Origin of the sequence: Salinarimonas rosea DSM 21201, assembly GCF_000429045.1 — a bacterium.
GTDB lineage: Bacteria > Pseudomonadota > Alphaproteobacteria > Rhizobiales > Beijerinckiaceae > Salinarimonas > Salinarimonas rosea.
In genome coordinates this window covers 382,306-407,405 of record NZ_AUBC01000001.1, presented here as the reverse complement: position 1 = coordinate 407,405, position 25,100 = coordinate 382,306, and the positions used below count along the sequence as shown (strand labels likewise).

The following is a 25,100-nucleotide window of genomic DNA, read 5'->3' as shown; positions in this document are numbered from 1 at the left end:
TGGAAAGCCGATCGACGCGGGGGATCTCCGGATACCACAATCGGCGCCGGCGGCCAAAATATGGCGGACGACGGCGCGGCTCAGGCCGACGCCGTGCCCTCGCCGCGGGCCTGCTGCTCGGCCTCGACCGCGGCCGCCAGGATGGCGAGCGCGACGCCCTCCGCCGCCGCGCGCACGTCGGCGAGCGAGGGGAAGCTCGGGGCGATGCGCAGGTTTTCGTCGCGCGGGTCCGTGCCGCCGGGCCAGGTCGAGCCCGCGGGCGTCATCGCGATGCCGAGCGCCTTCGCGGTGGCGACGACCTGGCGCGCCGTGCCCGGGCGCACGTCCACCGACACGAAGTAGCCGCCCCGGGGCCGCGCCCAGTGCGCCGCACCCGTGCCGGCGAGCCGCGCCTGGAGCGCGTCCTCCACCGCCGCGAACTTCGGCGCGAGCAGAGCGCGGTGCCGGTCCATGTGCGCGGAGAGCCCCGCCTCGTCCCCGAAGAAGCGCACGTGCCGCAGCTGGTTGAGCTTGTTCGGCCCGATCGTGCGCAGGCTCGCCTTGGCGAGGTACCAGGCGACGTTCGCCGGCGAGGAGCCGAAGAAGGACAGCCCCGCACCGGCGAAGGTCACCTTCGAGGTCGAGGCGAAGACGAAGGCGCGGTCCGGGTTGCCCGCCGCCGCGCAGGCGTCGAGCACGTTCGCGAGCGCGTCGCCCTCCGCGACGAGGTCGTGGACCGCGTAGGCGTTGTCCCAGAACAGCCGGAAGTCCGGCGCGGCGGTCCGCATCCGCGCCAGCGCCTCGACCACGCCCGGCGCGTAGGTCTCGCCGGTGGGATTGGAATACTTCGGCACGCACCACATGCCCTTGACGGAGGGGTCCTCGACCGCACGGGCCACCGCGTCGACGTCCGGTCCCTCGCCGGTCAGCGGCACCGGGATCATGCGCACGCCGTAGCCTTCGGTGATGGCGAAGTGGCGGTCGTAGCCCGGCACCGGGCAGAGGAAGGCGATGCCGTCCGGCTCGCGCGACCAGGGGCCGGCCCCGCCGGGCACGCCGTGGAGCAGCGCCCAGACGAGGCAATCGTGCATCATCGCGAGCGAGGCGTTCTCGCCGATCACGACCTGCTCGGGCGGCGCGCCGACCATGCCGGCGAAGAGCCGGCGGGCCTCGGCGATGCCCTGCAGGCCGCCGTAGTTGCGCGCGTCCTCGCCCGCCTGGGTGTGATAGTCGCCGTTGCCGGGCAGCGCGAGCATGGCGTTGGCGAGGTCGAGCTGCTCCGGCGCGGGCTTGCCGCGGGTCATGTCGAGCGCCAGCCCCTTCGCGCGGAACGCCTCGATGTCGCGCGCGACCTCGGCTGCGAGCGCCCGGAGGTCGTCGGTGGAGAGTTCGGCGAGAGCGGGCACGGGCGGCCTCCGGACGGCTGTGGAACGCCGGAGGTTAAGAAGCCGGGCGGCTTCGCTGTCAAGCTGCGCCGGCGCGGGCCGTCACGCCGCGGTCCCCTCCCGCGGGTCGCGCGGGGCCTCGAACTGGCCGCGCTTGCGGAAGCGCTTGAGGTAGGCCGGCACGATCGCCTCGACGGCGGTGGGCGCGATGCCGAGGCCCTCGAGCGTGCGACCCTCGGTCTTCGCCGCCTCCGAGACGACGTTGTCGGCGGCGAGCATCTTCAGCTGGTCGCGGGTGAGCACGATCTCGTCCGGGAGGAGGCCGAGCGTGATCTTGTCGAGCGTCTCCGTCAGCCCCGCCTGCAGGCGGGCGAGGCCGTCCGGCAGCGTGAGGATCGGGCGGCGGCGCTCGGTGTGGCGCAGAACGAGCTCGACCACCTCCCGGAAGGTGAAGACCTCCGGCCCGCCGAGCTCGTAGACCGTCCCGCCCGGGACCGTCCCGTCCATCGCGCGGGCGATCGCCTCGGCGACGTCGGCGACGTAGACCGGCTGGAAGCGCGTGCCCGCGGCGGCGATCGGCATCACGGGGAGCGCGCGCGCCAGCACGGCGAAGCGGGTGAAGAAGCCGTCGCCGGGGCCGAAGACGATCGAGGGGCGCAGCACCACCGCCTCGGGCAGCGCCTCGAGGACCCGCGCCTCGCCCTCGGCCTTGGTGCGGCCGTAGCGCGAGGGGCTGTCGGGATCGGCGCCGATGGCGGAGACGTGGACGAGCGGCACGCCCGCTTCCGCCGCGGCCCGCGCCACGGCGGCGGCGCCCTCCGTCTGCACGGCGGAGAAGGTCTGCTTGCCGCCTTCCTGGAGGATGCCGACGAGGTTGACCGCGCCGTCGGCGTTCTTCATCGCGGCCCGGACCGATTCCGGGAAGCGCAGGTTCGCCTGCACCGGCATGATCTGCCCGACGGTGCCGAGGGGCTGGAGATGGTAGGCGAGATCGGGCCGGCGCACGGCGACGCGCACCCGGTAGCCGCGTCGCGCCAGGACCTGGCACACGTACCGGCCGAGGAAGCCGGATCCGCCGAAGACGGTGATCAGTTTCGCGCTCGGCCAGCCTGCCGCCTGCATTTCACTCACCCCTCGCTCACGATGCGGGGGATCTCTAGAGCGTTCCGCAGCGCTGGGGAAGGGCGCGGGGCGATTTTGACGCGCGCCGGCGCCTGCGTGGTCGGCCTGCGTGGTCGGCCTGCGTGGTCGGCCTGCGTGGTCGGCCTGCGCGTCGACCGCGGGGCCGCGCTCCTCGCGCCTATCGATCCCGCGGCGGGATGCGCGGCACGCCGTGGCGGCCCTGGGCCCGCACCCGCACGGGGCGCAGCTCCAGCCCGCCGTCCTCGTCGAAGCGGCCGCCACCGCCGCCGGAGCCGCCCTCGTTGTCGTCGTCCTCCCAGGGCAGCAGCATCACCGCCGTGGCGATGGCCGCCCCGCCGCAGGTGACGGCGAGCCCGAAGGCGAGCAGGATCACGGCGACGAAGCCGTTGGGATCGGTGAGCGCGAGCGTCGCCACGCCGCGGAAGTCGACCGCGACCAGCACGGCGGCGATCGCCATGCCGAAGCCGATCCCGAGGAACCCGTTCATCACGAACAGGCGGATCAGCGGCTGCTTCATCAGGGCACGCATGGCGGCCCTCCTTCTCGGATTCGAGCGCGTCTATGGGAGACTACGCATCCCGCCCCATCCTGGATCCCTCCCGTTACCGATTTCCTCATCGCCCGCGGGGAATCCGTCGCGATCGCCGCGCCCGGCGACGCGAGAAAGACGATTGACGGCGCCCGCGGACCTGCTATGAAGCGCCCCACCGCGCAAGCGGGCCCAGGTGGCGGAATTGGTAGACGCGCTGGTTTCAGGTACCAGTGGTTAACAGCCGTGGAGGTTCGAGTCCTCTCCTGGGCACCAAACGGTCGCAGATGCGCGGTGTCTTCGTGATACCACCGGCGATCGGTTACTCGGGACGACGTCGCCCGCTCCCAGCCCACGACTTCGACATCTCACTCCGCGCTACAGACCGTGTTGGCTATCGTCCGCCCTCGCGGGCTTCTGTGTTGCCTTGGCGCGTGCTTTGCGAGCGACCGGTGTAGAAGATGCGGCAGTGGCAGTGCCGTCGCCTCTCATGAGCCGTCCCGTTGGCTGCATTGGGGCGATGTCGGTCGCGAGCTGCTCGTGGCGGTCCTGAGATCGTGAGCTGGAGAACATGCCGAAAGATCGCATGGTGGCGTTGGTCGACGAGCTCCGAGGGCAGCCGGCTGAAGCGGGATGGTTCGAGTTCAAGGAGAACAACGCGGACCCGACGATGATCGGTGGGCGCATCTCCGCGCTTGCCAATGGTGCACGACTTGTCGACAAGCACATGGGCTACATGGTCTGGGGCGTCTCCGACGAAGGGCACGCGGTAGTCGGTACAGCGTTTGACCCCAAAGCTACTCGCGTCGGCAACCAGCCTTTGGAGTTCTGGCTCGCTCAGCGTCTCCAGCCCGGCCCGGCCCTTCAATTCCACGAGGTAGAGCATCCCGAAGGACGCGTTGTCGTGCTTGAGATTCCGGCAGCCACCCATGCGCCGGTCGAGTTCGATCGGACCGCTCGTGTCCGGATCGGCAGCGCAACGCCACGCCTTTCCGATTACCCAGAGCGGCTTCGTGCACTCTGGGCCAAGCTCCAGCCGTTCGTGTGGGAGAGCGGCGTCGCGAAAGAATTCGTCGAAGCCGACGAGGTCTTGGACTTGCTCGATTACCCTTCGTACTTCAGCTTGCTCAGGCGTCCGCTCCCGGACAATCGGGGCGGAATATTCGACCAGCTTGAGGCCGAGCGGCTCGTGCAGCGCGACGTCGGCGGCCGCTGGAACGTTACGAACCTGGGCGCCGCTCTCTTCGCCCGGCGTCTGGACCGGTTCGAACGATTGGCGCGGAAAGCCGTCAGGGTTGTCTCCTACGCCGGCAGCAGCCGTGCTGATCCGGTCGTCAACAGGCGTGATAGGCAGTTGGGGTACGCAAGCGGGTTCTTGGGCTTGATCGACTACGTGAGCGGTCTTCTCCCGAAGAACGAGCACATCGGTCAAGCTCTGCGCGAGGAGCGTCCAATGTACCCGGAGATTGCGCTCCGCGAACTTATAGCCAATGCATTGATCCACCAGGACATGACCGTAACGGGCGCCGGCCCTACCATCGAGCTGTTCAGCGACAGGATCGAGATTACAAATCCCGGGAGCCCTTTGATCGATCCCGCTAGGTTTATCGACATGCCTCCTAGATCCAGAAACGAGAGTCTGGCCGCGCTGATGCGACGTATGGGGATTTGCGAGGAGCAGGGGAGCGGTGTCGACAAGGTCGTAACAGCGGTCGAGGTGTTCCAGCTGCCGGCACCGGATTTTCGAGCGGACGGCGAGAACACGAGAGTGGTCCTGTTCGCTCCCCGTTCCTTCGCTCACATGACGGCTTCGGAACGCGTGCGCGCCTGCTATCAGCATGCCGTCCTGCGCTACGTGGCCGCGGAGCGGCTGACGAACGGCTCCCTGCGCGTCCGCCCGGGTGTTGCACCACAGAATGCGGCGCAGGTCTCGCGGATCATCAATGAAGCTCGGGACGCCGGCCTGATCAAGCTGGCCGATCCGGAAAGCCCGCGCGCAGGCTATGTACCTGCCTGGGCGTAGGGTCTTGATCGTGTTTTGATCGGAGAGCCTCCGGCAAGGCGGTCAAAAAAGGAAAGATCATGCAATCCAGTGGGTTAGTATGGCGAGAGCGATGGATCCGGTCTTGATCGGGTTTTGATCGCCCCCCTCACCCCTCCCCCATCAACCGATCCCTGATCGCCTTGTACCCCTCCACCGCATGCACGGCCGGGCTCCCGTCGGCCTTCGGGCTCGTGTAGACGAGCGTGCCCTTGGCGTGGGGGTGGGGCTCGACGCGGACGATGTGGGCGATGTTGATGAGGACCTTGGGCTTCTGGACGGTCTCGACGGTCAGCTCGATGAAGGGCATGGGGAATCGGGGCTCCTCGCGTCGGGGGACGGGCGGGAGGCTAGCGGGAGCGCCTTGACGATTCCCTGACGACCCCGCCCCCGGCGCCCCCGTAACCCGCCTCCCGCCCCCGCGATCAGAGCGCCGCCTCGAACAGCCCCCGCACGTTCTCCGCCGTCAGCGGCACGGGGTTGCCGCCGCAGGAGGGATCGTCGAGCGCCATCGCCACCATCTCGTCGATCCGGTCCGCCGTCACACCGAGGTCGGACAGGCGACGGGGGATGCCGAAGCGGTCGTTGAAGGCCTGGACGAAGGCGCGGAAGCCCTCGTACCCGCCCTCGATGCCGAGATAGGGCGCGGCGCGGTCGAAGCGCTCGCGGATCGCGGGCGCGTTCAGGTCGAGCACGGCGGGCATGCAGACCGCGTTCGTCGTGCCGTGGTGGGTGTTGAAGAGCGCGCCGACGGGGTGGCTCATGGCGTGGATGGCGCCGAGCCCCTTCTGGAAGGCGACGGCGCCCATGGCGGCGGCCGACATCATGTCGGCGCGCGCCGCGATGTCGCCGGGCGTGTCGTACGCGCGCGGCAGGTTCTCGATCACGAGCCGCATGCCCTCGAGCGCGATGCCCTGGCTCATCGGGTGGTAGTGCGGGCTGGAGAAGGCCTCGACGCAATGCGCGAAGGCGTCGAGCCCGGTCCCCGCCGTGATGGCCTTCGGCATGCCCACCGTCAGCTCCGGGTCGGCGATGACGACCGACGGCAGCACCTTCGGGTGGAAGATGATCTTCTTCACGTGCGTGCGCGAGTTGGTGATCACGCTCGCGCGGCCCACCTCGGACCCGGTGCCCGCCGTCGTCGGCACGGCGACGATCGGCGCGATGCCGGCCGGGTCGGCGCGGGTCCACCAGTCGCCGATATCCTCGAAGTCCCAGATCGGCCGCGTCTGGCCGGACATGAAGGCGACCATCTTGGCGAGGTCGAGCCCCGAGCCGCCGCCGAAGGCGACGACGCCGTCGTGCCCGCCCGCGCGGTAGGCGTCGAGCCCGGCCTCGAGATTGATCTCGTTCGGGTTCGGGTCGACCTCGGCGAAGAGCGCGCGGCCGAGGCCGGCCTCCTCCAGGATGGCGAGCGCCCGCGCGGTGATCTCCATGGAGGCGAGCCCGCGATCGGTGACGAGGAGCGGGCGCGCGATCCCCGCCGCCCGGCAGGCCTGCGGCAGCTCCGCGATGCGGCCGGCGCCGAAGCGGATGGCGGTGGGATAGGACCAGGTGGCGCGGGGACCGTCGTGCGGGCTCATGAGCGAACCTTCTTGAGATGGTAGGATTTCGGGCGGGTGAGCGCGTGGTAGCCGAGCACGGAGAGCCCGGCGCCGCGGCCGGTGTCCTTGCAGCCGGTCCAGCACAGGGCCGGGTCGAGATAGTCGGCGCGGTTCATGAAGATCGTGCCGGTCTCGACCCGGTCGCCGACGCGCGCGGCGCGGTCCGGATCCGCGGTCCACAGGCTCGCGGTGAGGCCGAAGCGGCTGTCGTTCATCAGCCGGATCGCCTCCTCGTCGTCCCTCACGGGCATGATGCCGACGACGGGCCCGAAGCTCTCCTCGCGCATCACGGCCATGTCGTGGGTGACGCCCGTGAGCACCTGCGGCGTCAGGTAGGCGCCGCCGTCGTCGGCGGGATCCTTCGGGAGATGCGCGGTGGCGCCGGCGGCGACGGCGGCGTCGATCTGCTCGCGCACGAGCCGCGCGAAGCGCACGTGCGCCATCGGCCCGAGCGTCGTCTCCGGATCGAGCGGGTTGCCCAGGCGCTGGGCACCAGCCCAGGCGACCGCCTTCTCGACGAAGGCGTCGTAGAGGCTCTGGTGGACGTAGATGCGCTCGATCCCGCAGCAGCATTGCCCGGAATTGAACATCGCGCCGTCCATCAGCCCGTCGACCGCGGCGTCGAGATCGGCGTCGTCCATGACGTAGCCGGGATCCTTGCCGCCGAGCTCGGTGGCGACGGGAATGAAGGTGCCGGCCGCCGCGCGCTCCATCGCCTGCCCGCCGGGGACGGAGCCCGTGAAGTTGACGAAGTCGACGGCGCGCTCCGCGATCAGCGCGCTCGCGGTGTCGTGGTCGAGGAAGACGTTCTGGAAGACGTCCTCCGGCACGCCGGCGGAGTGGAAGGCCTTCGCCATGCGCTCGCCCACGAGCAGCGTCTGGGTGGCGTGCTTGAGCAGCACCGTGTTGCCGGCGATCAGCGCGGGGGCGACGGTGTTGATCGCCGTCATCCAGGGGTAGTTCCAGGGCGCCACCACGAAGACGACGCCCCAGGGCAGCCGGCGGATGTAGCGGCGAAACTGGGCATCGTCGCTCACGGCGATGTCCGCGAGCGCCTCCTCGGCGATCGCCGCCATGTGCGCGCCGCGCTCCTCGAAGCCGCGGAACTCGCCGCCGTAGCGCACGGGCCGGCCCATCATGCGGGCGAGTTCGGGGACGACCTCGTCGTTCATCGCGCCCACCGCCGCGATGCCGGCACGCACCAGCGCCACGCGTTCGCGAAGGGGCCTCGCGGCCCAGGCCGGCTGCGCCGCGCGGGCGCGCGCGGCGGCGGCGCGGGCGGCGTCCGCGGACAGGGCGGGCCGCTCGGCGAACACCGATCCGTCGATCGGCGAGATGCATCTCAGTGTCTGCGTCATGGTCACGCTCTCTCGAAGCCCCGCTCGATCTCCCAGTCGGTGACCGCGCGGTCGAACTCTTCCTGCTCCCACTCGCCGCAGCGGACGTAGTGGTCGACGACGGCGTCGCCGAACGCCTCGCGCAGCATCGCCGAGCCGCGCAGCGTCTCGATCGCATCGCGCAGCGCGCGCGGGATCTCGGCGACGTCGCCGCTGGCGTAGGCGTCGCCGCGGTAGGGCGGGGCGAGCTCGAGGCCCTCCTCCATGCCCTTGATCCCCGCCGCGATCATCGCGGCCTGGGCGAGGTAGGGGTTCATGTCGGAGCCGCCGATGCGGCACTCCATGCGCACGCCGCGCGTGCCCTCCCCGCACAGGCGGAAGCCCGCGGTGCGGTTGTCCACCGACCAGACCGCCTTCGTCGGCGCGAACGTGCCCGGCGCGAAGCGCTTGTAGCTGTTCACGTATGGAGCGAGGAAGATCGTGTAGTCGCGGGCGTAGGCGAGGAGCCCCGCCGTGAAGCTGCGCATCAGGTCCGACATGCCGTGCTCGGCCCGGGCGTCGTGGAAGGCGGGCTCGCCCTCCTTCCAGACCGACAGGTGGACGTGGCTCGACGAGCCGACCTTGTTCGCCGCCCATTTCGGCAGGAAGGTCGCCGAGCAGCCGTTCATCCAGGCGATCTCCTTGGCCGCATGCTTGGCGATGGTGTGGTAGTCGGCGCAGTCGAGCGCCGGGGAGTAGCGGATGTTGAGCTCCTGCTGGCCGGTCTCGGCCTCCCCCTTGGAATTCTCCACCGGCACGCCCGCGCCCACCAGGTGGTTGCGCAGGGGCCGCATGACCACCTCCTCCTTCGTGGTCTGGAAGAGGTTGTAGTCCTCGTTGTGGCCGTTGAGCGGGACGAGATCGCGGTAGCCGCGCTTCTGCAGGCTGCGATAGTCGCCCTCGAACAGGAAGAACTCGAGCTCGGTCGCCATCATCGCCTCGAGGCCCATCGCCTCGAGCCGCGCGGCCTGCCGGCGCAGCATCTCGCGCGGGGAATGCGGCACGGGCGCGTGGCTGTGATGGTCGAGCACGTCGCAGAGCACGAGCGCGGTGCCCGGGAGCCAGGGCATCGGCCGCAGGGTCGCGAGGTCCGGCTGCATGACGTAGTCGCCGTAGCCCTTGGCCCAGCTCGTCGCGGCGTAGCCGTCGGGCGTCGCCATCACGAGGTCGGTGGCGAGCAGGTAGTTGCAGCAATGGGTCTCGCGATGCCCGTGCTCCAGGAAGTTCGCCACGTGGTAGCGCTTGCCCATCAGCCGGCCCTGCATGTCCACCATGGCGACGAGCACGGTGTCGATCTCGCCGGCGGCCGCCTTGGCGGCGAGGGACTCGAGGGTCAGGTTCGCGGGCATGGCGGGCTCCAGTGCCGAATACCGGTAGCGGGTGGAGAAGGGCGGCCCGCGACGGGCCGCCCCTCGGTGTCGGGGACGCGTCGGGTCAGAACGTGTAGGGCGGTCCCGCCTGGTTGATGGTCTCGTTGTACTCGCGGAAGATCGAGACGATCTTCGCGTGCACCTCGCCTTCCTCGGCGATCTCGTTCCAGAACTCCTTCGCCGCGTTCTCGACCTCGGCCCATTCCGCGGCCGGGACGGTGCGCAGCGCGAGCTTGTCGCCGGTGGCGCGCAGGCGCGCCTCGCCGCCCCAGTACCACTGGTTCCGGTAGGTGTGGCCGGCCTCGATCGCCGCCATGACGAGCTGCTTCAGGTGATCCGGCAGCTCGGCCCAGCGTGCCTCGTTGACGAAGAAGGAGCCGATCCAGGCACCGGAAATGTTGTTCGTCAGGAAGTAGTCCGTCACGTCGGCCCAGCCGACGGTGTAGTCCTCGGTGATGCCCGACCAGGCCATTCCGTCGAGCTCACCCGTCTGCACCGCCACCTCGGCGTCCTCGTAGGGGATGTTCACCGGCACGACGCCGAAGCGGCTGAGGAAGCGCCCGGCGGTGGGGAAGGTGTAGAGCCGCAGGCCCTCGAGGTCCGCGACGGAGGTGATCTCCTTCGTCGTGTTGAAGTTGCACGGGTCCTGCCCCGCGGCGGAGAGCCACTTCACGCCGACCTTCGCGTATTCCTCGTCCCAGATCTCGGCGAGGCCGTACTGATTGAACAGCACCGGCACGTCGAGGATGTGCTTCGTGGCGAAGGGGAAGTAGCCGCCGAAGACGCGCAGCGGCGTCGGCGAGGCCATCGAGTCGTCGTCGGAATGCACGCCGTCGATGGTGCCGCGCTGGAGCGCCTGGAACAGCTCGCCGGTGGGGACGATCTGGTCGGCGTAGAACAGCTCGATCTCCATCTCGCCGTTCGAGGCGGCGTTGATGTAGTCGATGATGGGCTTCGTCACCTGCTCGCCGAGCGCGGCGCCGGCATAGGTCTGGAAGCGCCAGCGGATCGGCGCCTGGGCGCGCACGATCGCGGGGGCGGCGAGGGTCGCGGGCGCCGCGAGGGCGGCGCTCTTCAGGAAACTGCGTCGTGTGGTCATCTCGGCTTCTCCTCTGGTTCGAATGGCCGGCCGGTTGTCCCGGCTCTGGTCCTTGCGATCACAGACCGTACACTCTGGTCCTCACGGTCACAGACCGTAGACTTGGGCAGGGAGCCAGAGCGCGATCTGCGGGAAGATCATCACCAGCGCGAGCGCCAGGATCATGATGAAGACGAAGGGGATGATCGAGCGGTAGATGTCCCCGAGCTTGATCTCCGGCGGCGCCATCGCCCGCATCAGGAACAGATTGTATCCGAAGGGCGGCGTCATGTACGCGATCTGGCAGGTGATCGTGTATAGCACGCCGTACCAGACGAGGTCGAACCCGAGCGCCCCCACCAGCGGCACGTAGAGCGGCGCGACGATGACGAGCATCGCCGTGTCGTCGAGGAACGTGCCCATCAGGATGAAGCTCAGCTGCATCAGGATGAGGATCACCCAGGGATTGAGCCCGAGCTTGTCGGTGAAGAGGTCGTCGATGGCGCGCACCGCGCCGAGCCCGTCGAACACCGCCCCGAAGGCGAGCGCCGCCGTGATGATCCACATGAACATGCAGGTGATGCCGAGCGTCTGGCGCACGCTCGTCTCGAACACCGTCCAGGTCATGCGCCGCTTGGCGACCGCCGCCAGGAACGCAGCCATGGCGCCCACCGCCGAGCTCTCGACGAGGCTGGTCCAGCCGTTGACGAAGGGCACCATCATGACGGCGAAGATGCCGAGCGGCAGCAGGCCGGCGCGCAGGAGGCGCAGCTTCTCGGCGCGCGTGATCTGGTCGCGCTCCTCGAGCGAGAGGGTGGGCCCGAGCTTCGGGTTCAGCCGGCAGCGGATCGCGATGTAGACGATGAACAGAGCCGCCATCATCAGCCCGGGGATCGCCCCCGCGAGCCAGAGCTGGCCCACCGGCTGGCGGGCGATCATGGCGTAGAGCACGAGGACGACGGAGGGCGGCACGAGGATGCCGAGCGAGGACCCCGCCTGGATCACCCCCGTCACCATCAGCTTGTCGTAGTTGCGCTTGAGCAGCTCCGGCAGCGCGATCGTGGCGCCGATGGCCATGCCGGCCACGGAGAGGCCGTTCATGGCGGAGATCAGCACCATGAGCCCGATCGTGCCCATGGCGAGGCCGCCGGGCATGCCGCCGGTCCAGACGTGGAACATGCGGTAGAGGTCGTCGGCGATCTTCGATTCCGACAGGACGTAGCCCATGAAGACGAACATCGGCAGCGTCAGCAGCGGATACCAGCGCATCACCTTGATGATCGCCGAGAAGCCGAGGTCGTAGCCGCCGCGGTCGCCCCAGAGCAGGATCGCCGCGATCACCGCCACGAAGCCGATCGCCGCGAAGACGCGCTGGCCCGTGAAGAGCATCAGCATCATCGTCGAGAACATCAGGATGGCGATCAGCTCATAGGGCATCGCCGCGCTCCTCGCCGCCGAGCGCCTGGCTGCCCGGCGCGTCGTCCTCGTGGCGGACGGGCTCGCCGGTAGCGAGGAAGAGGACGTCCTTCGCCAGCTCGCTCAGCGCCTGGAGCAGCATCAGCGTCACGCCGATGCAGATCGTCACCTTGATCGGCCAGAGATACGGGCGCCAGGCGGAGGACGAGCGCTCCCCGCCGAAGGAGAAGGAGTAGATCGTGCTCTCGATCCCGCCCCAGAGCAGGACGCCGAGATAGAAGATCAGGAAGCCCACGGTGAGCACGTCCATCAGCGCCTTGCGCCGTGGCGAGAGCGCGCCGTAGATCAGGTCCATGCGCACGTTCGAGCCCATCTGCATCGCGTACGGCCCGCCCAGGATGAAGTAGGCGACCATCACGAACTGGGCCATCTCCAGCGTCCACAAGGACGGCACGAAGAAGGTCTTCGAGATCGAGGACCAGAGCAGGATGCCCATCAAGGCGAACAGGCCGAACATGACCACGCGGCCGATGGCCCAGTTGCAGCGGTCGACCACGGCGACGTAGGCGCGAAGGCCCCTCAGGAGAACGCTCATGGCGCCGCCCCCGCCGCCTGCGGCGCCTCGGCGAGCGCACGCGCCAGCGTCTGCGCGAGATGGTCGCCCATGCGCGCGGCCGCCTCGTCGTCGGCGATCAGGTCGTTGCGCACCTCGATCATCAGCGCGCGGCGCCCCTCGCTCTCGCCGTGGCGCGCGAGCGTGTAGGTGACGCCGTCGGCGGCGGAATAGGGCTCGTCGAGCGCCGCGCGATAGGCGCCGCGGGCGACCTCCGCGGCGAGCGCCGCGCGCGCCAGCGCCGCGTCCGCGTGATGCAGGAAGCCGATCTCCACCGCGCGCGAGACGCCGAGATAGACCGGCGTGAAGCTGTGGACCGTGACGAGGTCGATCGCGCGCCCGCAGCGCCGCTCCTGGCGCCGGCACACGTCCGCGACGGCGGCGTGGAAGGGCTCGTGCACGCGCTCGAAGCGCGCGCGCCTGGCCGCCTCGTCGAGGTCGCGGTTGCCGGGGACGTCCCAGCGCTCGCTGCGCGCGGGAATGGAGTCGGGTGCCGAGAGCGGACGATTGCAGTCGTAGACGAGCCGCGACAGGCCGCCCGACACCAGCGGCGCGTCGAGGCGCTCGGACAGCCGGCGCGCCAGGACCGCGGCGCCGATGTCCCAGGCGACGTGGGCGCTGCGCGCCTCCGCGTCGAGGCCGAGGGTCCCGAGCTCCGGGGGGATCGCGCGGGAGGCGTGCTCGCACACGAGGACGAGCGGCGCGGCGCCGGCCGTTCCCGTGATCTCCACCGCCGTCCAGCCGCACTCCGCCACGTCGTCGCTCCTCCGCCCCCGCACCCGTCGCCGGAATCCCCGCCGGAATCCCCTTGCCGAGCTCGTGTAAAATTCACTACACGAGTTCGAGGCGTGTCAAGCTTGTTTCTGTAGCGGATTCGTCATCGACGGTCCGAACTGAAGCGGAAAGGACATTTCTTGAGCAGGAAGCCCCTCGTGCGCGACCTCCTGAAGCGCAAGCAGGCGGAGCTGACCGCCGCCGAGCGCCGGCTCACGGCGGTGCTCCTGCAGGATTCGCTCGTGGGCGGGCTGCAGTCCATCACCAAGCTCGCCGAGAGCGCCGAGGTCTCGACGCCCACCGTCATCCGCCTCGCCCGGAAGCTCGGCTTCGACGGCTACGGCGGCCTGCAGGACGCGATCCGCGAGGAGATCGCCGCGCGCATCAAGCAGCCGCTGGCCAAGCTCGACATGGCCGAGCCGCAGGCGCCGCGCGACCACATCCTCTCGCGATTCGCCAAGGCCGCCTTCGAGAACATCGGCCGCACGCTCGAGCAGATCGACCTCGACGAGTTCGACCGCGTCGCCGCGCTCCTGTCGGCGACCGAGCAGCAACTGCACCTCGTCGGCGGGCGCATCACGCGCTCGAACGCGCACTACTTCTACAATCACCTGCAGATCATCCGCCCCCGCGTCTTCCTGCTCGACAGCTCGCCCAGCGTCTGGCCGCAGTCGCTGCTCGACATGGACGGGACCTCGACGCTGATCTGCTTCGACATCCGCCGCTACGAGCGCGAGCTCGAGAAGCTGGCGCAGCTCGCCGTGAAGCAGGGCGCACGCGTCGTGCTGTTCACCGACCAGTGGGGCTCGCCCATCGAGCGTTGCGCGCTCCACACCTTCCGCTGCGCCGTGGAGGTGCCGTCGAGCTGGGACTCGACGCTCGCGATCAACATCCTCGTCGAGAGCCTCATCGCCGAGGTGCAGAGCCGCAGCTCCCGCTCCAGCGTGGAGCGCATCTCGGCGCTCGAGCGCATGATCGGCGAGACCAACATCTTCCGCGGCACGAGCCCCGGCCGGGATGCGGGAGGGTGATGGAGGCCCGTCAACGCCCGAGCGCGTGGATCGCGGCGGGGAACATGCCCTCCAGCGGATCGAGGACGCCGTGGCCCACGCCTTCCTGCTTCATTTCTACGTGGCGGGTGTCCATCAATGCCGCCATGATCGACCTTCGCAGCAAGGGCGCCCAACGGAGGGTACGACATGGCCAACCAAAAGGAGACCCCGCAACGCGGGGAGCAGGGAGTGGCGCCAAAGGACGCCCCGAGCAACTTTGACCGCACGCATGACGCAATCGACAAGAGCATGGGCACGGGGAACGACCGCTCGCCTCCTTTGGGTGAAGGTCCAGGTGAGCGCACCGGGCTAGGCGGCGGGCGAGGAGGCGGGAATGAGCCCGGCGGCGTGAACGACAGGGAAATGAAGGAACGTCACAAGTAGTCGGAGAGAGGGCCGTCCCGGTGAGCAGCCTCGTCATCTTCCATGAAAACAGATGGCGCTCTGCGCTCCAAAGCGATTTCCTCAGATTTCTGGTTCCGATCCGATCAATCTGCAGAAACCCGCGATGAACCGCTCGCCGCAAAGTTCGAGCCGCCCCAACGCCCAGCCATCGTGCCCGGCTCATTCGTGCCTGCAGGCAGCTTCGCAAGGTGAGATCAACGGTGGGGCAAATGTGACGACCACCACAGGAACGATTCTTGTTGGCCAAGACTTGCGGCGATTAAGTGGCGGACAGGGCGGGATTCGAACCCGCGATACGGTTTCCCGTATACACACTTTCCAGGCGTGCGCCTTAAACCACTCGGCCACCTGTCCGCATCGCGGGGGGCGCCGAACAAGTGGCCGCCGCCCGCGGAGGCTCTCCATATATCCGGCGCCCCCCGCGGCGCAAGCCCCATTCCGGAGCGTCGCGTCGCTCGCCCCCCGCGGCGCGCGACGAAGCGTAGCCGCATTTCGCTGTTGCACCGCCCACGCAAGCGGTTAAGGCTTGTGGCGCCATCGTGTCCTCGGCGTTCGCGAGCGTGTTCCCATGATCCGTTTCCTCGTGCGTGTCCTCGGCCTCCTCCTCGTCGCGGCGGGGTTCGTGGGGCTCGTGGTGGACGGCACCCGCTCGATCGCCAACTACGAGATCGCGTTCACGCCGCTCGGCGAGGTGCTGTTCCAGGCCTTCCCGGAGAGCTTCCCCATGCTCGAGCCCGCGATCACGCGCCACGTCTCGCCGGTCCTGTGGGACCCGGTGCTGCTGACGATCCTGCTCTGGCCGGCCTCGATCGTGGCGTTCGTGCTCGGCGCGCTCCTCCTGTGGCTGTCGCAGAAGCGGCCCGAGCCCGTGGGCTACCTCACGGAGCGGTGAGGCGCGGGGCCACGCCCCTCGAAAGCACGCGTGCGCGGGGCCATATGTCGGGGGACGCCACCAGGAGGCTCCCCATGTTCTTCACCCGCAAGAAGACCACGATCCCGACGCCGGCCGAGGCGCTGCCGGGCCGCGACCGTGCGATCCCGACGGCCGAGCGCCACCACGTCTCGGGCCGCCCGCTCCAGGGGCCGTATCCCGAGGGCGCGGCGATCGCGGATTTCGGGCTCGGCTGCTTCTGGGGCGCCGAGCGCGCCTTCTGGCAGCTGCCCGGCGTGTGGGTCACCGCGGTCGGCTACGCCGGCGGGCACACCCCGAACCCGACCTACGAGGAGGTCTGCTCGGGCATGACCGGGCACAACGAGGTCGTGCGCGTGGTCTACGACCCGGCCGAGATCTCCTACGAGCGGCTGCTCGAGGCCTTCTTCGAGAGCCACGACCCGACCCAGGGCATGCGCCAGGGCAACGACGTCGGCACGCAGTACCGCTCGGGCGTCTACGTCCACGACGACGGCCAGCGCCGGGCGGCGGAGGCGGTGCGGGCGGCCTACGACGCGCGCCTGCGCGAAAACGGCTTTCCCGCGATCACGACCGAGATCCGCGAGGCCGGGCCGTTCTACTTCGCCGAGGACTACCACCAGCAGTACCTCGCCAAGAACCCCGGCGGCTATTGCGGGCTCGGCGGCACCGGCGTCTCCTGCCCGGTCGGCGTGGGAGTGGGCGTGAGCGCGGGAGAGGCGTGAGCCTCAGGTCCGGGTGAGGCCGACCCGGCGCGGGCGGCCGCCGGCCATCCGCGCCAGCGTGTCGTCGCGCCGCAGGTAATGGTGCTGGAGCGCGGCGCCCGCGTGCACCAGCACCACGAAGGCGAGCAGGTAGGCGGCATACGTGTGCACGACGAAGATCGGCCGCGCGACGTCGAACCCGCGCGCGACCGGCAGCGTCATCTCCACGCTCCAGAACAGGTTGACCGGCGCGCAGCAGGCCGAGGTCGCCGCCCAGCCCGACAGCGGCACGACGACGAGCAGGAGATAGAGCGCGACGTGGCTGATCCGGGCGGCGAGCAGCTGCCATCCCGGCATCGGCGCGTGCGCCGGCGCGCCGTGGACGGCGCGGGCGACGAGCCGCAGGACGACGAGGCCGACGACGACGAGCCCGAAGGACTTGTGCAGCTCGTAGAGCGCGTTTGTCAGCGTGCCGGGGCCGATGCGCGTCATCGTCAGCCCCGCCGCGATCAGGCCGAGGACCGCGAGCGCCGTGAGCCAATGGATCCAGATCTGGACCCTCGCGTAGCGCGGCACGGCCGCCATGTCCCGCCTCGCCATCCGCTTCCTCCCTTAGGCGCCGCCCGCGGCCTCGGACCGCAGGTCGCAATCGAACAGGACGTCCCCGTCCGCCAGGAGATAGGCCCGCGCGCGCGGGCGCAAGGCCTCCCCGACGGTGTCGATCGGCGCGAGCGTCAGGCCCGGTCGCCCCGAGCCGATCAGCATCGGCGAGACGAGCACGTGCAGCCGGTCGAGCGCGCCGGCCGCGAGGAAGCGCGAGACCGTGTCGGCTCCGCCCTCCACCAGGAGCCGCGCGATCCCGAGCCGCCCGAGCGCGGCGACGATCGTCCGGGGATCGACACCCCCCGCGTCGTCCGCCGGCAGGGCGACGGCCTCGACGCCGTCGGGAAGCGGCGCCTCGACTCCGCCGCGACGCAGGACGATCCGTCGCGCCCCGTCCGCGCGCCACACCGCGGCGGCGGCGGGCAGGCGGCCGCCGGGGTCGAGCACAATTCGCGCGGGGCTCCGGCCCGGCACGCGACGCACGGTGAGCAGCGGATCGTCGGCGAGCGCCGTGCCCACGCCGACGAGGACCGCGTCCACCCGCGCGCGGATCGCGTGCAGGTGATCGAGCGCCGCCGTGCCGTTGATGTACTTGGAGTGCCCCGTCACCGTCGCGATGCGCCCGTCGAGGGACTGTCCGAGCTGGCCGACCACGAAGGGCGCGTCGGGACGCCCCGCGGCGAAGGGCGCGAACACGGCCTCGGGCGGGGCGCATGCCGGCGCCGCGCCGTCCCCCTGCGGCAATACGGCCGCGCTTCTCCCTGATCCGTGATTTCGCATCCGCCGTACCCGAATTGCCTCGCGCGACATGCGCCCGATATAACGCGAGCCGGCTCAATTCGGCGCGCAATCGGAGAGACCCTCTCGAACTAGCGTGGCGGGAACGAACGGCCAGGGTCGAGGCTTGTCGTCCGACCCTCGGCCGGAGAGCGTGCCCGCCACGGGTGAAAGGCCAGGAAGTCATGATGCGTCTCGTAATGGGCTTGAGCGGGGATATCGACCTGACGCGGGTCGAGCGCGCCATCGCCGAGTTCCGCCACGCCCGCCCCGTGCTGATCGAGGACGGCGACGCGGCCGTCGTCGCCGTGGGCGTCGAGGACCTCGACGCGGACGCCTGCGCGCGGCTCGACCTCGTCGCCGGCGGCACCGCCCGGCTCGTCCTCACCGAGAAGCGCCTGTCGCGCATCGGCCGCGAGCGTGCCGAGCCCGGGGCCGTCGCCCTGCCGCGGCTCGACGCGCAGCGCATCGAGAGCCTCGCCCGGCGTTCGGAGACGCGGCTCGACGCGCCCGCCCACCCCGTCGACGCGCTCGACGCCGATGCGCTCGAGCTCGCGCGCCTCGCCTTCGTCACGCCCGCCGTGGTGACCTTCCCCGTGCGGGCGGGGATCGAGCGCGAGCCGAGCCTCCTGCGCGTGCCGGCCGAGGCGATCCGGAGCTTCCGCGCCCGGCAGGCGAAGACGCTGCGCATCGCGAGCCGCGCGCCGGTGCCGCTCGAGGGCGCGGCGACGACCGAGTTCGTCGTCTTCCGCGGCGGCGAGGGCATGCGCGACCAGGTCGCCGTCGTGGTCGGCGAGCCGGATCTCGCCAAGCCCGTGCTGGTGCGCCTGCATTCGGCCTGCCTCACAGGCGATCTCTTCGGCTCGCTCAAGTGCGATTGCGGCGACCAGCTGCGCGGCACGGTCCAGGCGATGGCGGAGGGCGGCGGCGGCATCCTGCTCTACCTCGACCAGGAGGGCCGCGGGAACGGGATCGCCAACAAGATCCGCGCCTACCAGCTTCAGGCGGAGGGATTCGACACCTACGAGGCGGACGAGACGCTGGGCTTCGGGCTCGACCAGCGCCGCTTCGGCTTCGCCGCGGAGATGCTGCGCCAGCTCGGCGTCGCCCGCGTGCGGGTGATGACGAACAATCCCGAGAAGATCGCCGCCCTGCGCGGCGCGGGCCTGGAGGTCGTCGCCGACGTCCGCAGCATCGGCCGCCGCCACCCCGAGAACGTGCGCTACCTCGCGACCAAGCGCGACAAGGCCGGTCACCTGATCGAGCTCGACGGCGCGGTCGCCCCCGCGGCGGACTGAGGCGAGCCGGGCGGGCGGCGGCGTTCCGCAGCGAGCGGCGAGTCGGGGCGGCCCGTTGTGCCCGGGCTCTTCCCCGTCGCCTCCCACGGCCGGGGCGCAGCCTGCACCACGCGGCGCCCCGCGTCCAGCGGTCGCAGGTGGACGTCCACAGCCGCGCACCCCGACGCCTCCACGCCGGCCGCTGTGCATCGGGCTTAACGCAAAGGTGACGGGTCGCCACCTAGGCTCGGGTCCGTACCGGGATGCGCCGGGGCAGACGAGGGGCCGACCATCGTGGACGCAGAGACCCGCGCCGCCATCAAGAAGCTCGCCAGCGCCATCGACGGCGTCGCCGGAATGGCCGCGGGCTGCGCCGCCTACATCGCCGCGATGGAGAACGCCTCCTTCGCGGACCGGCGCAAGGCGGTGGGCGTCTCGCGAACCTTCGCGCCCGAAGGCCTCACCGGCGACACCGGGATCCCGCCCGCCCGCGTGGCCCAGGCGATGATCGAGCAGATCGCCACGGTGGCGCGGCAGATGGAGCAGCTCAAGCAGCGCATCGACGCGCCTCCGCGGCTGCCGCCCCAGCGCGACCGCGAGGACCCGACCCCGGCCGAGCGCGCCGCCGAGAAGGCGGCCCGGGCCCAGGAGGCGGCGGCGCGCAAGCGCGCCTGATTCCCCCGTCCCCTGCGCGGTTTTCGCACTGCGGCGAAGCGCTGCCGTCGGGTCGTGCGGAGCGCTTGCGCCCCCTGACATCCCATGGTATCGCAGCCACGCCTCGCGGGCGCCGGGTGCCTCGCACTCCTGCGGCCGAGCCAAATCCAGACCTCAGCGAGCGCTCCTTCGCAGCCCCGCGGCGGCCGAGCGCTCCCATTCGGGAAGAGACTTTCGGTGGCTGAGCGAAATCAAGAAGGCGGGTCGTCGTCCGGCGGCTCGATCGTGTCAGGGGTCGCCGGCCGGTACGCGTCAGCCCTGTTCGAGCTCGCGCAGGACCAGAACGCGGTCGACGCCGTGGAGAGCGATCTCGCGCGCATCGAGGCGATGGCCGCCGAGAGCGCGGACCTGCGCCGCCTGCTCCGGAGCCCCGTCTACACCGCCGACGAGCAGAAGGCCGCCATCGGCGCCCTGCTCGACAAGGCCGGCATCGGTGGGCTGGCCGGCAACTTCGTGCGGCTCGTCGCCTCGAAGCGCCGTCTCTTCCTGCTTCTCCAGATGATCCGGGCCTACAAGGCCCTCAACGCCCAGGCCAAGGGCATCGTCCCCGCCGAGGTCCGCGTCGCCGAGGAGCCCTCCGCCGCCCTCCTCGACGAGATCCGCGCCACCGTGCGCGACCTCGCCCAGTCCGAGGTGTCGCTGGACGTGAAGGTCGACCCCGCGCTGATCGGCGGCCTCGTCGTCAAGGTCGGCTCGCGCATGATCGACGCGTCCCTGCGCACCAAGCTCAATGCAATTCGTCTCAGCCTGAAAGAGGCCCGCTGATGGACATTCGTGCAGCCGAGATCTCCGCGATCCTCAAGGAGCAGATCAAGAACTTCGGCCAGGAGGCCGAGGTCAGCGAAGTCGGCCAGGTGCTGTCCATCGGTGACGGCATCGCGCGCTGCTACGGCCTCGACAAGGTCCAGTACGGCGAGATGGTGGAGTTCGAGTCCGGCGTGCGCGGCATGGCGCTCAACCTCGAGACCGACAACGTCGGCGTCGTGGTGTTCGGCTCCGACCGCGAGATCTCCGAGGGCCAGACGGTCAAGCGCACCGGCGCCATCGTGGACGTGCCCGTCGGCAAGGGCCTGCTCGGCCGCGTCGTCGACGCGCTCGGCAACCCGATCGACGGCAAGGGCCCGATCCAGTACACCGAGCGCGCGCGCGTCGACGTGAAGGCGCCGGGCATCATCCCGCGCAAGTCCGTGCACGAGCCGATGGCCACGGGCCTCAAGGCCATCGACGCGCTGATCCCGATCGGCCGCGGCCAGCGCGAGCTGATCATCGGCGACCGCCAGACCGGCAAGACCGCAATCGCGCTCGACACGATCCTCAACCAGAAGCCGCTCAACGTCGAGGGCGCGCCCGAGAGCCAGAAGCTCTACTGCGTCTACGTCGCGGTGGGCCAGAAGCGCTCCACGGTCGCCCAGTTCGTGAAGGCGCTCGAGGAGAACGGCGCGATGGAGTACTCGGTCGTCATCGCGGCGACCGCCTCCGACCCGGCGCCGATGCAGTTCATCGCGCCCTTCGCCGGCTGCGCCATGGGCGAGTATTTCCGCGACAACGGCATGCACGCCGTGATCATCTACGACGACCTGTCGAAGCAGGCCGTCGCCTACCGCCAGATGTCGCTGCTGCTGCGCCGCCCGCCGGGCCGCGAGGCCTTCCCGGGCGACGTGTTCTACCTGCACTCGCGCCTGCTCGAGCGCGCCGCGAAGATGGGCGAGGCCGCCGGCCTCGGCTCGCTGACCGCGCTGCCGGTGATCGAGACGCAGGCGAACGACGTGTCCGCCTACATCCCGACGAACGTGATCTCGATCACCGACGGGCAGATCTTCCTCGAGACCGACCTGTTCTACCAGGGCATCCGCCCGGCGGTGAACGTCGGCCTCTCGGTGTCGCGCGTGGGCTCCTCGGCCCAGACCAAGGCGATGAAGAAGGTCGCCGGCAAGATCAAGGGCGAGCTCGCGCAGTACCGCGAGATGGCCGCCTTCGCGCAGTTCGGCTCGGACCTCGACGCCACGACCCAGCGCCTGCTCAACCGCGGTGCGCGCCTCACCGAGCTCCTGAAGCAGCCGCAGTTCTCGCCGCTGAAGATGGAGGAGCAGGTCTGCGTCATCTACGCGGGCGTCAACGGCTACCTCGACCAGCTGCCGGTGGCCAAGGTCCGCGCCTTCGAGGAGGGGCTCCTGTCGCTGCTGCGCCAGAAGCACCCGGAGATCCTCGACGCGATCCGCGAGACCAAGGACCTCAAGGACGACACCGCCGAGCAGCTCAAGACGGTCGTGTCGGACTTCGCCAAGACCTTCACCGCCTGAGGCGGCCCTAGGCCCTCGCCGCCGGCTACCGGCGGCGAGGTATCCGCACACGTCGCGAACACGAGAAGAGGTCTGGGCGCTCGATGCCGTCTCTGAAGGATCTGCGCAACCGCATCGCCTCGGTGAAGGCGACGCAGAAGATCACCAAGGCCATGCAGATGGTCGCGGCGGCGAAGCTGCGCCGCGCCCAGATGCAGGCCGAGGCGGCCCGTCCCTATGCCGAGCGCATGGCGAAGGTGCTCGGCAACGTCGCCGCCGGCGTCCAGATCGGCCCGGAGACGCCCAAGCTCCTCTCCGGCACCGGCAAAACCGACACCCACCTGCTCCTCGTCTGCACCGCCGAGCGCGGCCTGTGCGGCGCGTTCAACTCCTCGATCGCGCGTCTGGCCCGCGACACGGCGAACCGGCTCCTGGCCGAGGGCAAGACGGTCAAGATCGTCTGCGTGGGCCGCAAGGGCTACGACATCCTGCGCCGCACGCACGGCAAGCTCATCCTCGAGCTGATCGAGCTGCGCTCCGTGAAGGTGCTCGGCTTCGAGAACGCCGAGGAGATCGGCAAGAAGGTGCTCAACCTCTACGCCGAGGGCGGCTTCGACGTGGCGACGCTGTTCTACTCGCGCTTCCGCTCGGTGATCCAGCAGATCCCCACCGCCCAGCGGCTGATCCCGACCGAGATCCCGCAGGTCGAGGAGGCCGGCTCCGGCGCGATCTACGAATACGAGCCCTCCGAGCAGGAGATCCTCGAGAAGCTGCTCCCGCGCAACGTCTCGGTGCAGATCTTCTCGGCGCTGCTCGAGAACGGCGCCTCCGAGCAGGGCGCGCGCATGTCGGCGATGGACTCGGCCACGCGCAACGCCGGCGAGATGATCAAGAAGCAGACGCTGACCTACAACAGGACGCGCCAGGCTCAGATCACCAAGGAACTCATCGAAATCATCTCGGGCGCCGAGGCGCTCTGAGCACGCTGCCATCTTGAAGGACGAGACCCATGGCTGAAGCTACCGGACGCATCTCGCAGGTCATCGGCGCCGTCGTCGACGTCACCTTCGACGGCCACCTGCCGGAGATCCTCAACGCGCTCGAGACCGACAACAACGGCACGCGCCTCGTCCTCGAGGTCGCCCAGCAGCTCGGCGAGAGCGCCGTGCGCTGCATCGCCATGGACACGACCGAGGGCCTGACCCGCGGCCAGCCGGTCACCGACACCGGCGCCCCGATCCAGGTGCCCGTCGGCGCCGGCTGCCTCGGCCGCATCATCAACGTCATCGGCGAGCCGATCGACGAGGCCGGCCCGGTCCCGAACGAGGGCTTCCGCCCGATCCACGCCGAGGCGCCGAGCTACGCCGACCAGTCGACCGAGGCGCAGATCCTCGTCACCGGCATCAAGGTCATCGACCTGCTCGCCCCCTACGCCCGCGGCGGCAAGATCGGCCTGTTCGGCGGCGCCGGCGTCGGCAAGACCGTGCTGATCCAGGAGCTGATCAACAACGTCGCCAAGGCCCACGGCGGCTACTCGGTGTTCGCCGGCGTCGGCGAGCGCACCCGCGAGGGCAACGACCTCTATCACGAGATGATCGAGTCGGGCGTCAACAAGGACCCGCACGAGCACGGCGGCTCGACCGAGGGCTCGAAGTGCGCCCTCGTGTTCGGCCAGATGAACGAGCCGCCCGGCGCCCGCGCCCGCGTCGGCCTCACCGGGCTCACCATCGCGGAGCACTTCCGCGACCAGGGCCAGGACGTGCTGTTCTTCGTCGACAACATCTTCCGCTTCACGCAGGCGGGCTCCGAGGTGTCGGCGCTGCTCGGCCGCATCCCCTCCGCGGTGGGCTACCAGCCGACCTTGTCGACCGACATGGGCCAGCTGCAGGAGCGCATCACCACGACGACCAAGGGCTCGATCACGTCCGTGCAGGCGATCTACGTGCCCGCCGACGACCTGACCGACCCGGCGCCGGCCACCTCCTTCGCCCACCTCGACGCGACGACCGTGCTCAACCGCGCGATCTCCGAGAAGGGCATCTACCCGGCGGTGGACCCGCTCGACTCGACCTCGCGCATGCTCGACCCGCGCATCGTCGGCGAGGAGCACTACCAGGTCGCCCGCCAGGTCCAGCAGGTGCTCCAGCGCTACAAGTCGCTGCAGGACATCATCGCGATCCTGGGCATGGACGAGCTCTCGGAAGAGGACAAGATGACGGTGGCGCGCGCCCGCAAGATCGAGCGCTTCCTGTCGCAGCCGTTCTTCGTGGCCGAGGTGTTCACCGGCTCGCCGGGCCAGCTCGTCTCGCTCGAGGACACGATCAAGGGCTTCAAGGGCCTCGTCGAGGGCCAGTACGACCACCTGCCGGAGGCCGCCTTCTACATGGTCGGCTCCATCGACATGGCGGTCGAGAAGGCCGAGCGCCTCGCCCAGGCCGCCTGATCGGCCCGCACGATCATCACGGGCGCGCCCGATCGTCGAGATCGAGCCCGGCGCGCCCGGCACCCATTCCGACGAGGGTCCCATGGCCAGCTTCCCCTTCGAGCTCGTCTCTCCGGAGCGCATCATCTTCTCGGGCGAGGTCGAGACGGTGGTGATCCCCGCCTCCGAGGGCGAGATGACGCTGCTCGCCGACCACGCCCCGATGATGACCTCGCTCAAGACGGGCTTCCTCGTCGTCGGCTCCGGCAAGGGCGAGGAGCGCATCCTGGTCCAGGGCGGCTTCGTCGACGTCGGCCCCAAGGGCGCGACCGTGCTGGCCGAGCGCGCCATGCCGGTCTCCGAGGTCACCGGCGACATCCTCGCCCGTGAGATCTCCCGCGCCGAGACCGAGCACGAGACGGTCGAGGACCCGGTGCTCAAGGCCGAGGCCGCCGACACGGTCGCGCAGCTGCGCGAGGCGAAGGCCCGGCTCGGGCTCTGAGGCCGCGATCGACGCGTCCGGACACGACGACGGAAGGCCGCCGCGAGGCGGCCTTCTCGCTTTCGGGGAGCGCCGGCGGCCATGCACCCGCATCGCCGCGAACGCCGCGCCGCCGCCCGATTTCGCTTGCGCGCCGCGGCGCGCGGC

At 70.1% G+C, this 25,100-nt stretch carries 24 protein-coding genes and 2 tRNA genes; 12 read left to right on the top strand and 14 right to left on the bottom strand.

What is annotated here, in order from left to right:
- Positions 1 to 80: 80 nt before the first annotated feature.
- The 3 genes from G407_RS0101965 to G407_RS0101955 all read right to left on the bottom strand — a co-directional run bounded on the left by G407_RS0101965 (position 81) and on the right by G407_RS0101955 (position 3,036).
- Positions 81 to 1,385 carry an aspartate aminotransferase type Ic gene (locus G407_RS0101965; RefSeq protein WP_029029460.1) on the bottom strand — a complete coding sequence of 435 codons (1,305 nt, stop codon included), beginning with the start codon at positions 1,383 to 1,385 and terminating at the stop codon, positions 81 to 83.
- A gap of 81 nt (positions 1,386 to 1,466) precedes the next feature.
- Positions 1,467 to 2,486 (bottom strand): complex I NDUFA9 subunit family protein, encoded by a 1,020-nt coding sequence (locus G407_RS25170; protein WP_052340828.1) that lies wholly within the window; start codon positions 2,484 to 2,486, stop codon positions 1,467 to 1,469.
- 178 nt (positions 2,487 to 2,664) lie between these two features.
- Positions 2,665 to 3,036, bottom strand: coding sequence for a hypothetical protein (locus G407_RS0101955; RefSeq protein WP_029029459.1), 372 nt, complete (start codon positions 3,034 to 3,036; stop codon positions 2,665 to 2,667).
- Between the two features lie 190 nt (positions 3,037 to 3,226).
- On the opposite strand from G407_RS0101955, the gene G407_RS0101950 reads away from it, so the two are divergent.
- Positions 3,227 to 3,312 (top strand) — tRNA-Leu (locus G407_RS0101950).
- 295 nt (positions 3,313 to 3,607) lie between these two features.
- Positions 3,608 to 5,059, top strand: coding sequence for an ATP-binding protein (locus G407_RS0101945; protein WP_029029458.1), 1,452 nt, complete (start codon positions 3,608 to 3,610; stop codon positions 5,057 to 5,059).
- 127 nt (positions 5,060 to 5,186) lie between these two features.
- Here G407_RS0101945 and G407_RS0101940 read toward each other — a convergent pair whose 3' ends face one another.
- From G407_RS0101940 to G407_RS0101905, 8 genes are all read right to left on the bottom strand, one after another.
- Entirely contained in the window at positions 5,187 to 5,387 is a 201-nt protein-coding gene (locus tag G407_RS0101940) for a hypothetical protein (protein WP_029029457.1), read from the bottom strand.
- A 115-nt stretch (positions 5,388 to 5,502) separates the two neighbouring features.
- Positions 5,503 to 6,660 (bottom strand): iron-containing alcohol dehydrogenase, encoded by a 1,158-nt coding sequence (locus tag G407_RS0101935; RefSeq protein WP_029029456.1) that lies wholly within the window; start codon positions 6,658 to 6,660, stop codon positions 5,503 to 5,505.
- Entirely contained in the window at positions 6,657 to 8,039 is a 1,383-nt protein-coding gene (locus tag G407_RS32430) for an aldehyde dehydrogenase family protein (protein WP_029029455.1), read from the bottom strand. The genes G407_RS0101935 and G407_RS32430 overlap by 4 nt, the downstream gene beginning before the upstream one ends.
- A gap of 2 nt (positions 8,040 to 8,041) precedes the next feature.
- Positions 8,042 to 9,406, bottom strand: a complete 1,365-nt coding sequence (locus tag G407_RS0101925; RefSeq protein ID WP_029029454.1) for a glutamine synthetase family protein — start codon at positions 9,404 to 9,406, stop codon at positions 8,042 to 8,044.
- A gap of 85 nt (positions 9,407 to 9,491) precedes the next feature.
- The gene (locus tag G407_RS0101920; RefSeq protein WP_029029453.1) at positions 9,492 to 10,526 is read right to left on the bottom strand and encodes a TRAP transporter substrate-binding protein; all 1,035 of its coding nucleotides are present in this window, start codon (positions 10,524 to 10,526) and stop codon (positions 9,492 to 9,494) included.
- 87 nt (positions 10,527 to 10,613) lie between these two features.
- Positions 10,614 to 11,942, bottom strand: a complete 1,329-nt coding sequence (locus G407_RS0101915) for a TRAP transporter large permease (RefSeq protein WP_029029452.1) — start codon at positions 11,940 to 11,942, stop codon at positions 10,614 to 10,616.
- Positions 11,932 to 12,516, bottom strand: a complete 585-nt coding sequence (locus tag G407_RS25165; protein ID WP_084327187.1) for a TRAP transporter small permease subunit — start codon at positions 12,514 to 12,516, stop codon at positions 11,932 to 11,934. The genes G407_RS0101915 and G407_RS25165 overlap by 11 nt, the downstream gene beginning before the upstream one ends.
- On the bottom strand, positions 12,513 to 13,289 hold the full coding sequence (locus G407_RS0101905; protein WP_029029451.1) for an N-formylglutamate amidohydrolase: 777 nt from the start codon (positions 13,287 to 13,289) through the stop codon (positions 12,513 to 12,515). The genes G407_RS25165 and G407_RS0101905 overlap by 4 nt, the downstream gene beginning before the upstream one ends.
- A 159-nt stretch (positions 13,290 to 13,448) precedes the next feature.
- On the opposite strand from G407_RS0101905, the gene G407_RS0101900 reads away from it, so the two are divergent.
- Positions 13,449 to 14,339 carry a MurR/RpiR family transcriptional regulator gene (locus tag G407_RS0101900; RefSeq protein WP_029029450.1) on the top strand — a complete coding sequence of 297 codons (891 nt, stop codon included), beginning with the start codon at positions 13,449 to 13,451 and terminating at the stop codon, positions 14,337 to 14,339.
- A gap of 690 nt (positions 14,340 to 15,029) precedes the next feature.
- Here the strand turns inward: G407_RS0101900 and G407_RS0101890 are convergent.
- Positions 15,030 to 15,119 (bottom strand) — tRNA-Ser (locus G407_RS0101890).
- Positions 15,120 to 15,333: 214 nt separating this feature from the next.
- Between G407_RS0101890 and G407_RS0101885 the strand changes: the two genes are divergently transcribed.
- A complete protein-coding gene (locus tag G407_RS0101885; RefSeq protein ID WP_029029449.1) occupies positions 15,334 to 15,657 on the top strand; it encodes a hypothetical protein in 324 nt (107 codons plus the stop codon).
- Positions 15,658 to 15,731: 74 nt separating this feature from the next.
- Positions 15,732 to 16,400 (top strand): peptide-methionine (S)-S-oxide reductase MsrA, encoded by a 669-nt coding sequence (gene msrA / locus G407_RS0101880; protein WP_029029448.1) that lies wholly within the window; start codon positions 15,732 to 15,734, stop codon positions 16,398 to 16,400.
- A 3-nt stretch (positions 16,401 to 16,403) separates the two neighbouring features.
- Here msrA and G407_RS25160 read toward each other — a convergent pair whose 3' ends face one another.
- The gene (locus G407_RS25160) at positions 16,404 to 16,979 is read right to left on the bottom strand and encodes a cytochrome b (protein WP_245258996.1); all 576 of its coding nucleotides are present in this window, start codon (positions 16,977 to 16,979) and stop codon (positions 16,404 to 16,406) included.
- 12 nt (positions 16,980 to 16,991) lie between these two features.
- A complete protein-coding gene (locus G407_RS25155; protein ID WP_052340827.1) occupies positions 16,992 to 17,726 on the bottom strand; it encodes a RibD family protein in 735 nt (244 codons plus the stop codon).
- A gap of 218 nt (positions 17,727 to 17,944) precedes the next feature.
- Here G407_RS25155 and ribA point away from each other — a divergent pair, with 218 nt between their 5' ends.
- From ribA to G407_RS0101835, 7 genes are all read left to right on the top strand, one after another.
- Entirely contained in the window at positions 17,945 to 19,057 is a 1,113-nt protein-coding gene (gene ribA, locus G407_RS0101865) for a GTP cyclohydrolase II RibA (protein WP_043538629.1), read from the top strand.
- 273 nt (positions 19,058 to 19,330) lie between these two features.
- Positions 19,331 to 19,711 (top strand): hypothetical protein, encoded by a 381-nt coding sequence (locus tag G407_RS0101860; protein WP_029029446.1) that lies wholly within the window; start codon positions 19,331 to 19,333, stop codon positions 19,709 to 19,711.
- A 216-nt stretch (positions 19,712 to 19,927) separates the two neighbouring features.
- Positions 19,928 to 20,515: a F0F1 ATP synthase subunit delta gene (locus tag G407_RS0101855; protein ID WP_052340826.1), complete on the top strand. Its 588-nt coding sequence runs from the start codon at positions 19,928 to 19,930 to the stop codon at positions 20,513 to 20,515.
- Entirely contained in the window at positions 20,515 to 22,050 is a 1,536-nt protein-coding gene (gene atpA, locus G407_RS0101850; protein WP_029029444.1) for a F0F1 ATP synthase subunit alpha, read from the top strand. Before G407_RS0101855 ends, atpA begins: the two co-directional genes overlap by 1 nt.
- Before the next feature lie 83 nt (positions 22,051 to 22,133).
- Entirely contained in the window at positions 22,134 to 23,009 is an 876-nt protein-coding gene (locus tag G407_RS0101845; RefSeq protein WP_029029443.1) for a F0F1 ATP synthase subunit gamma, read from the top strand.
- Positions 23,010 to 23,038: 29 nt separating this feature from the next.
- Positions 23,039 to 24,472, top strand: a complete 1,434-nt coding sequence (gene atpD, locus G407_RS0101840; protein ID WP_029029442.1) for a F0F1 ATP synthase subunit beta — start codon at positions 23,039 to 23,041, stop codon at positions 24,470 to 24,472.
- An 82-nt stretch (positions 24,473 to 24,554) separates the two neighbouring features.
- On the top strand, positions 24,555 to 24,953 hold the full coding sequence (locus G407_RS0101835; RefSeq protein ID WP_029029441.1) for a F0F1 ATP synthase subunit epsilon: 399 nt from the start codon (positions 24,555 to 24,557) through the stop codon (positions 24,951 to 24,953).
- Positions 24,954 to 25,100: the final 147 nt, after the last annotated feature.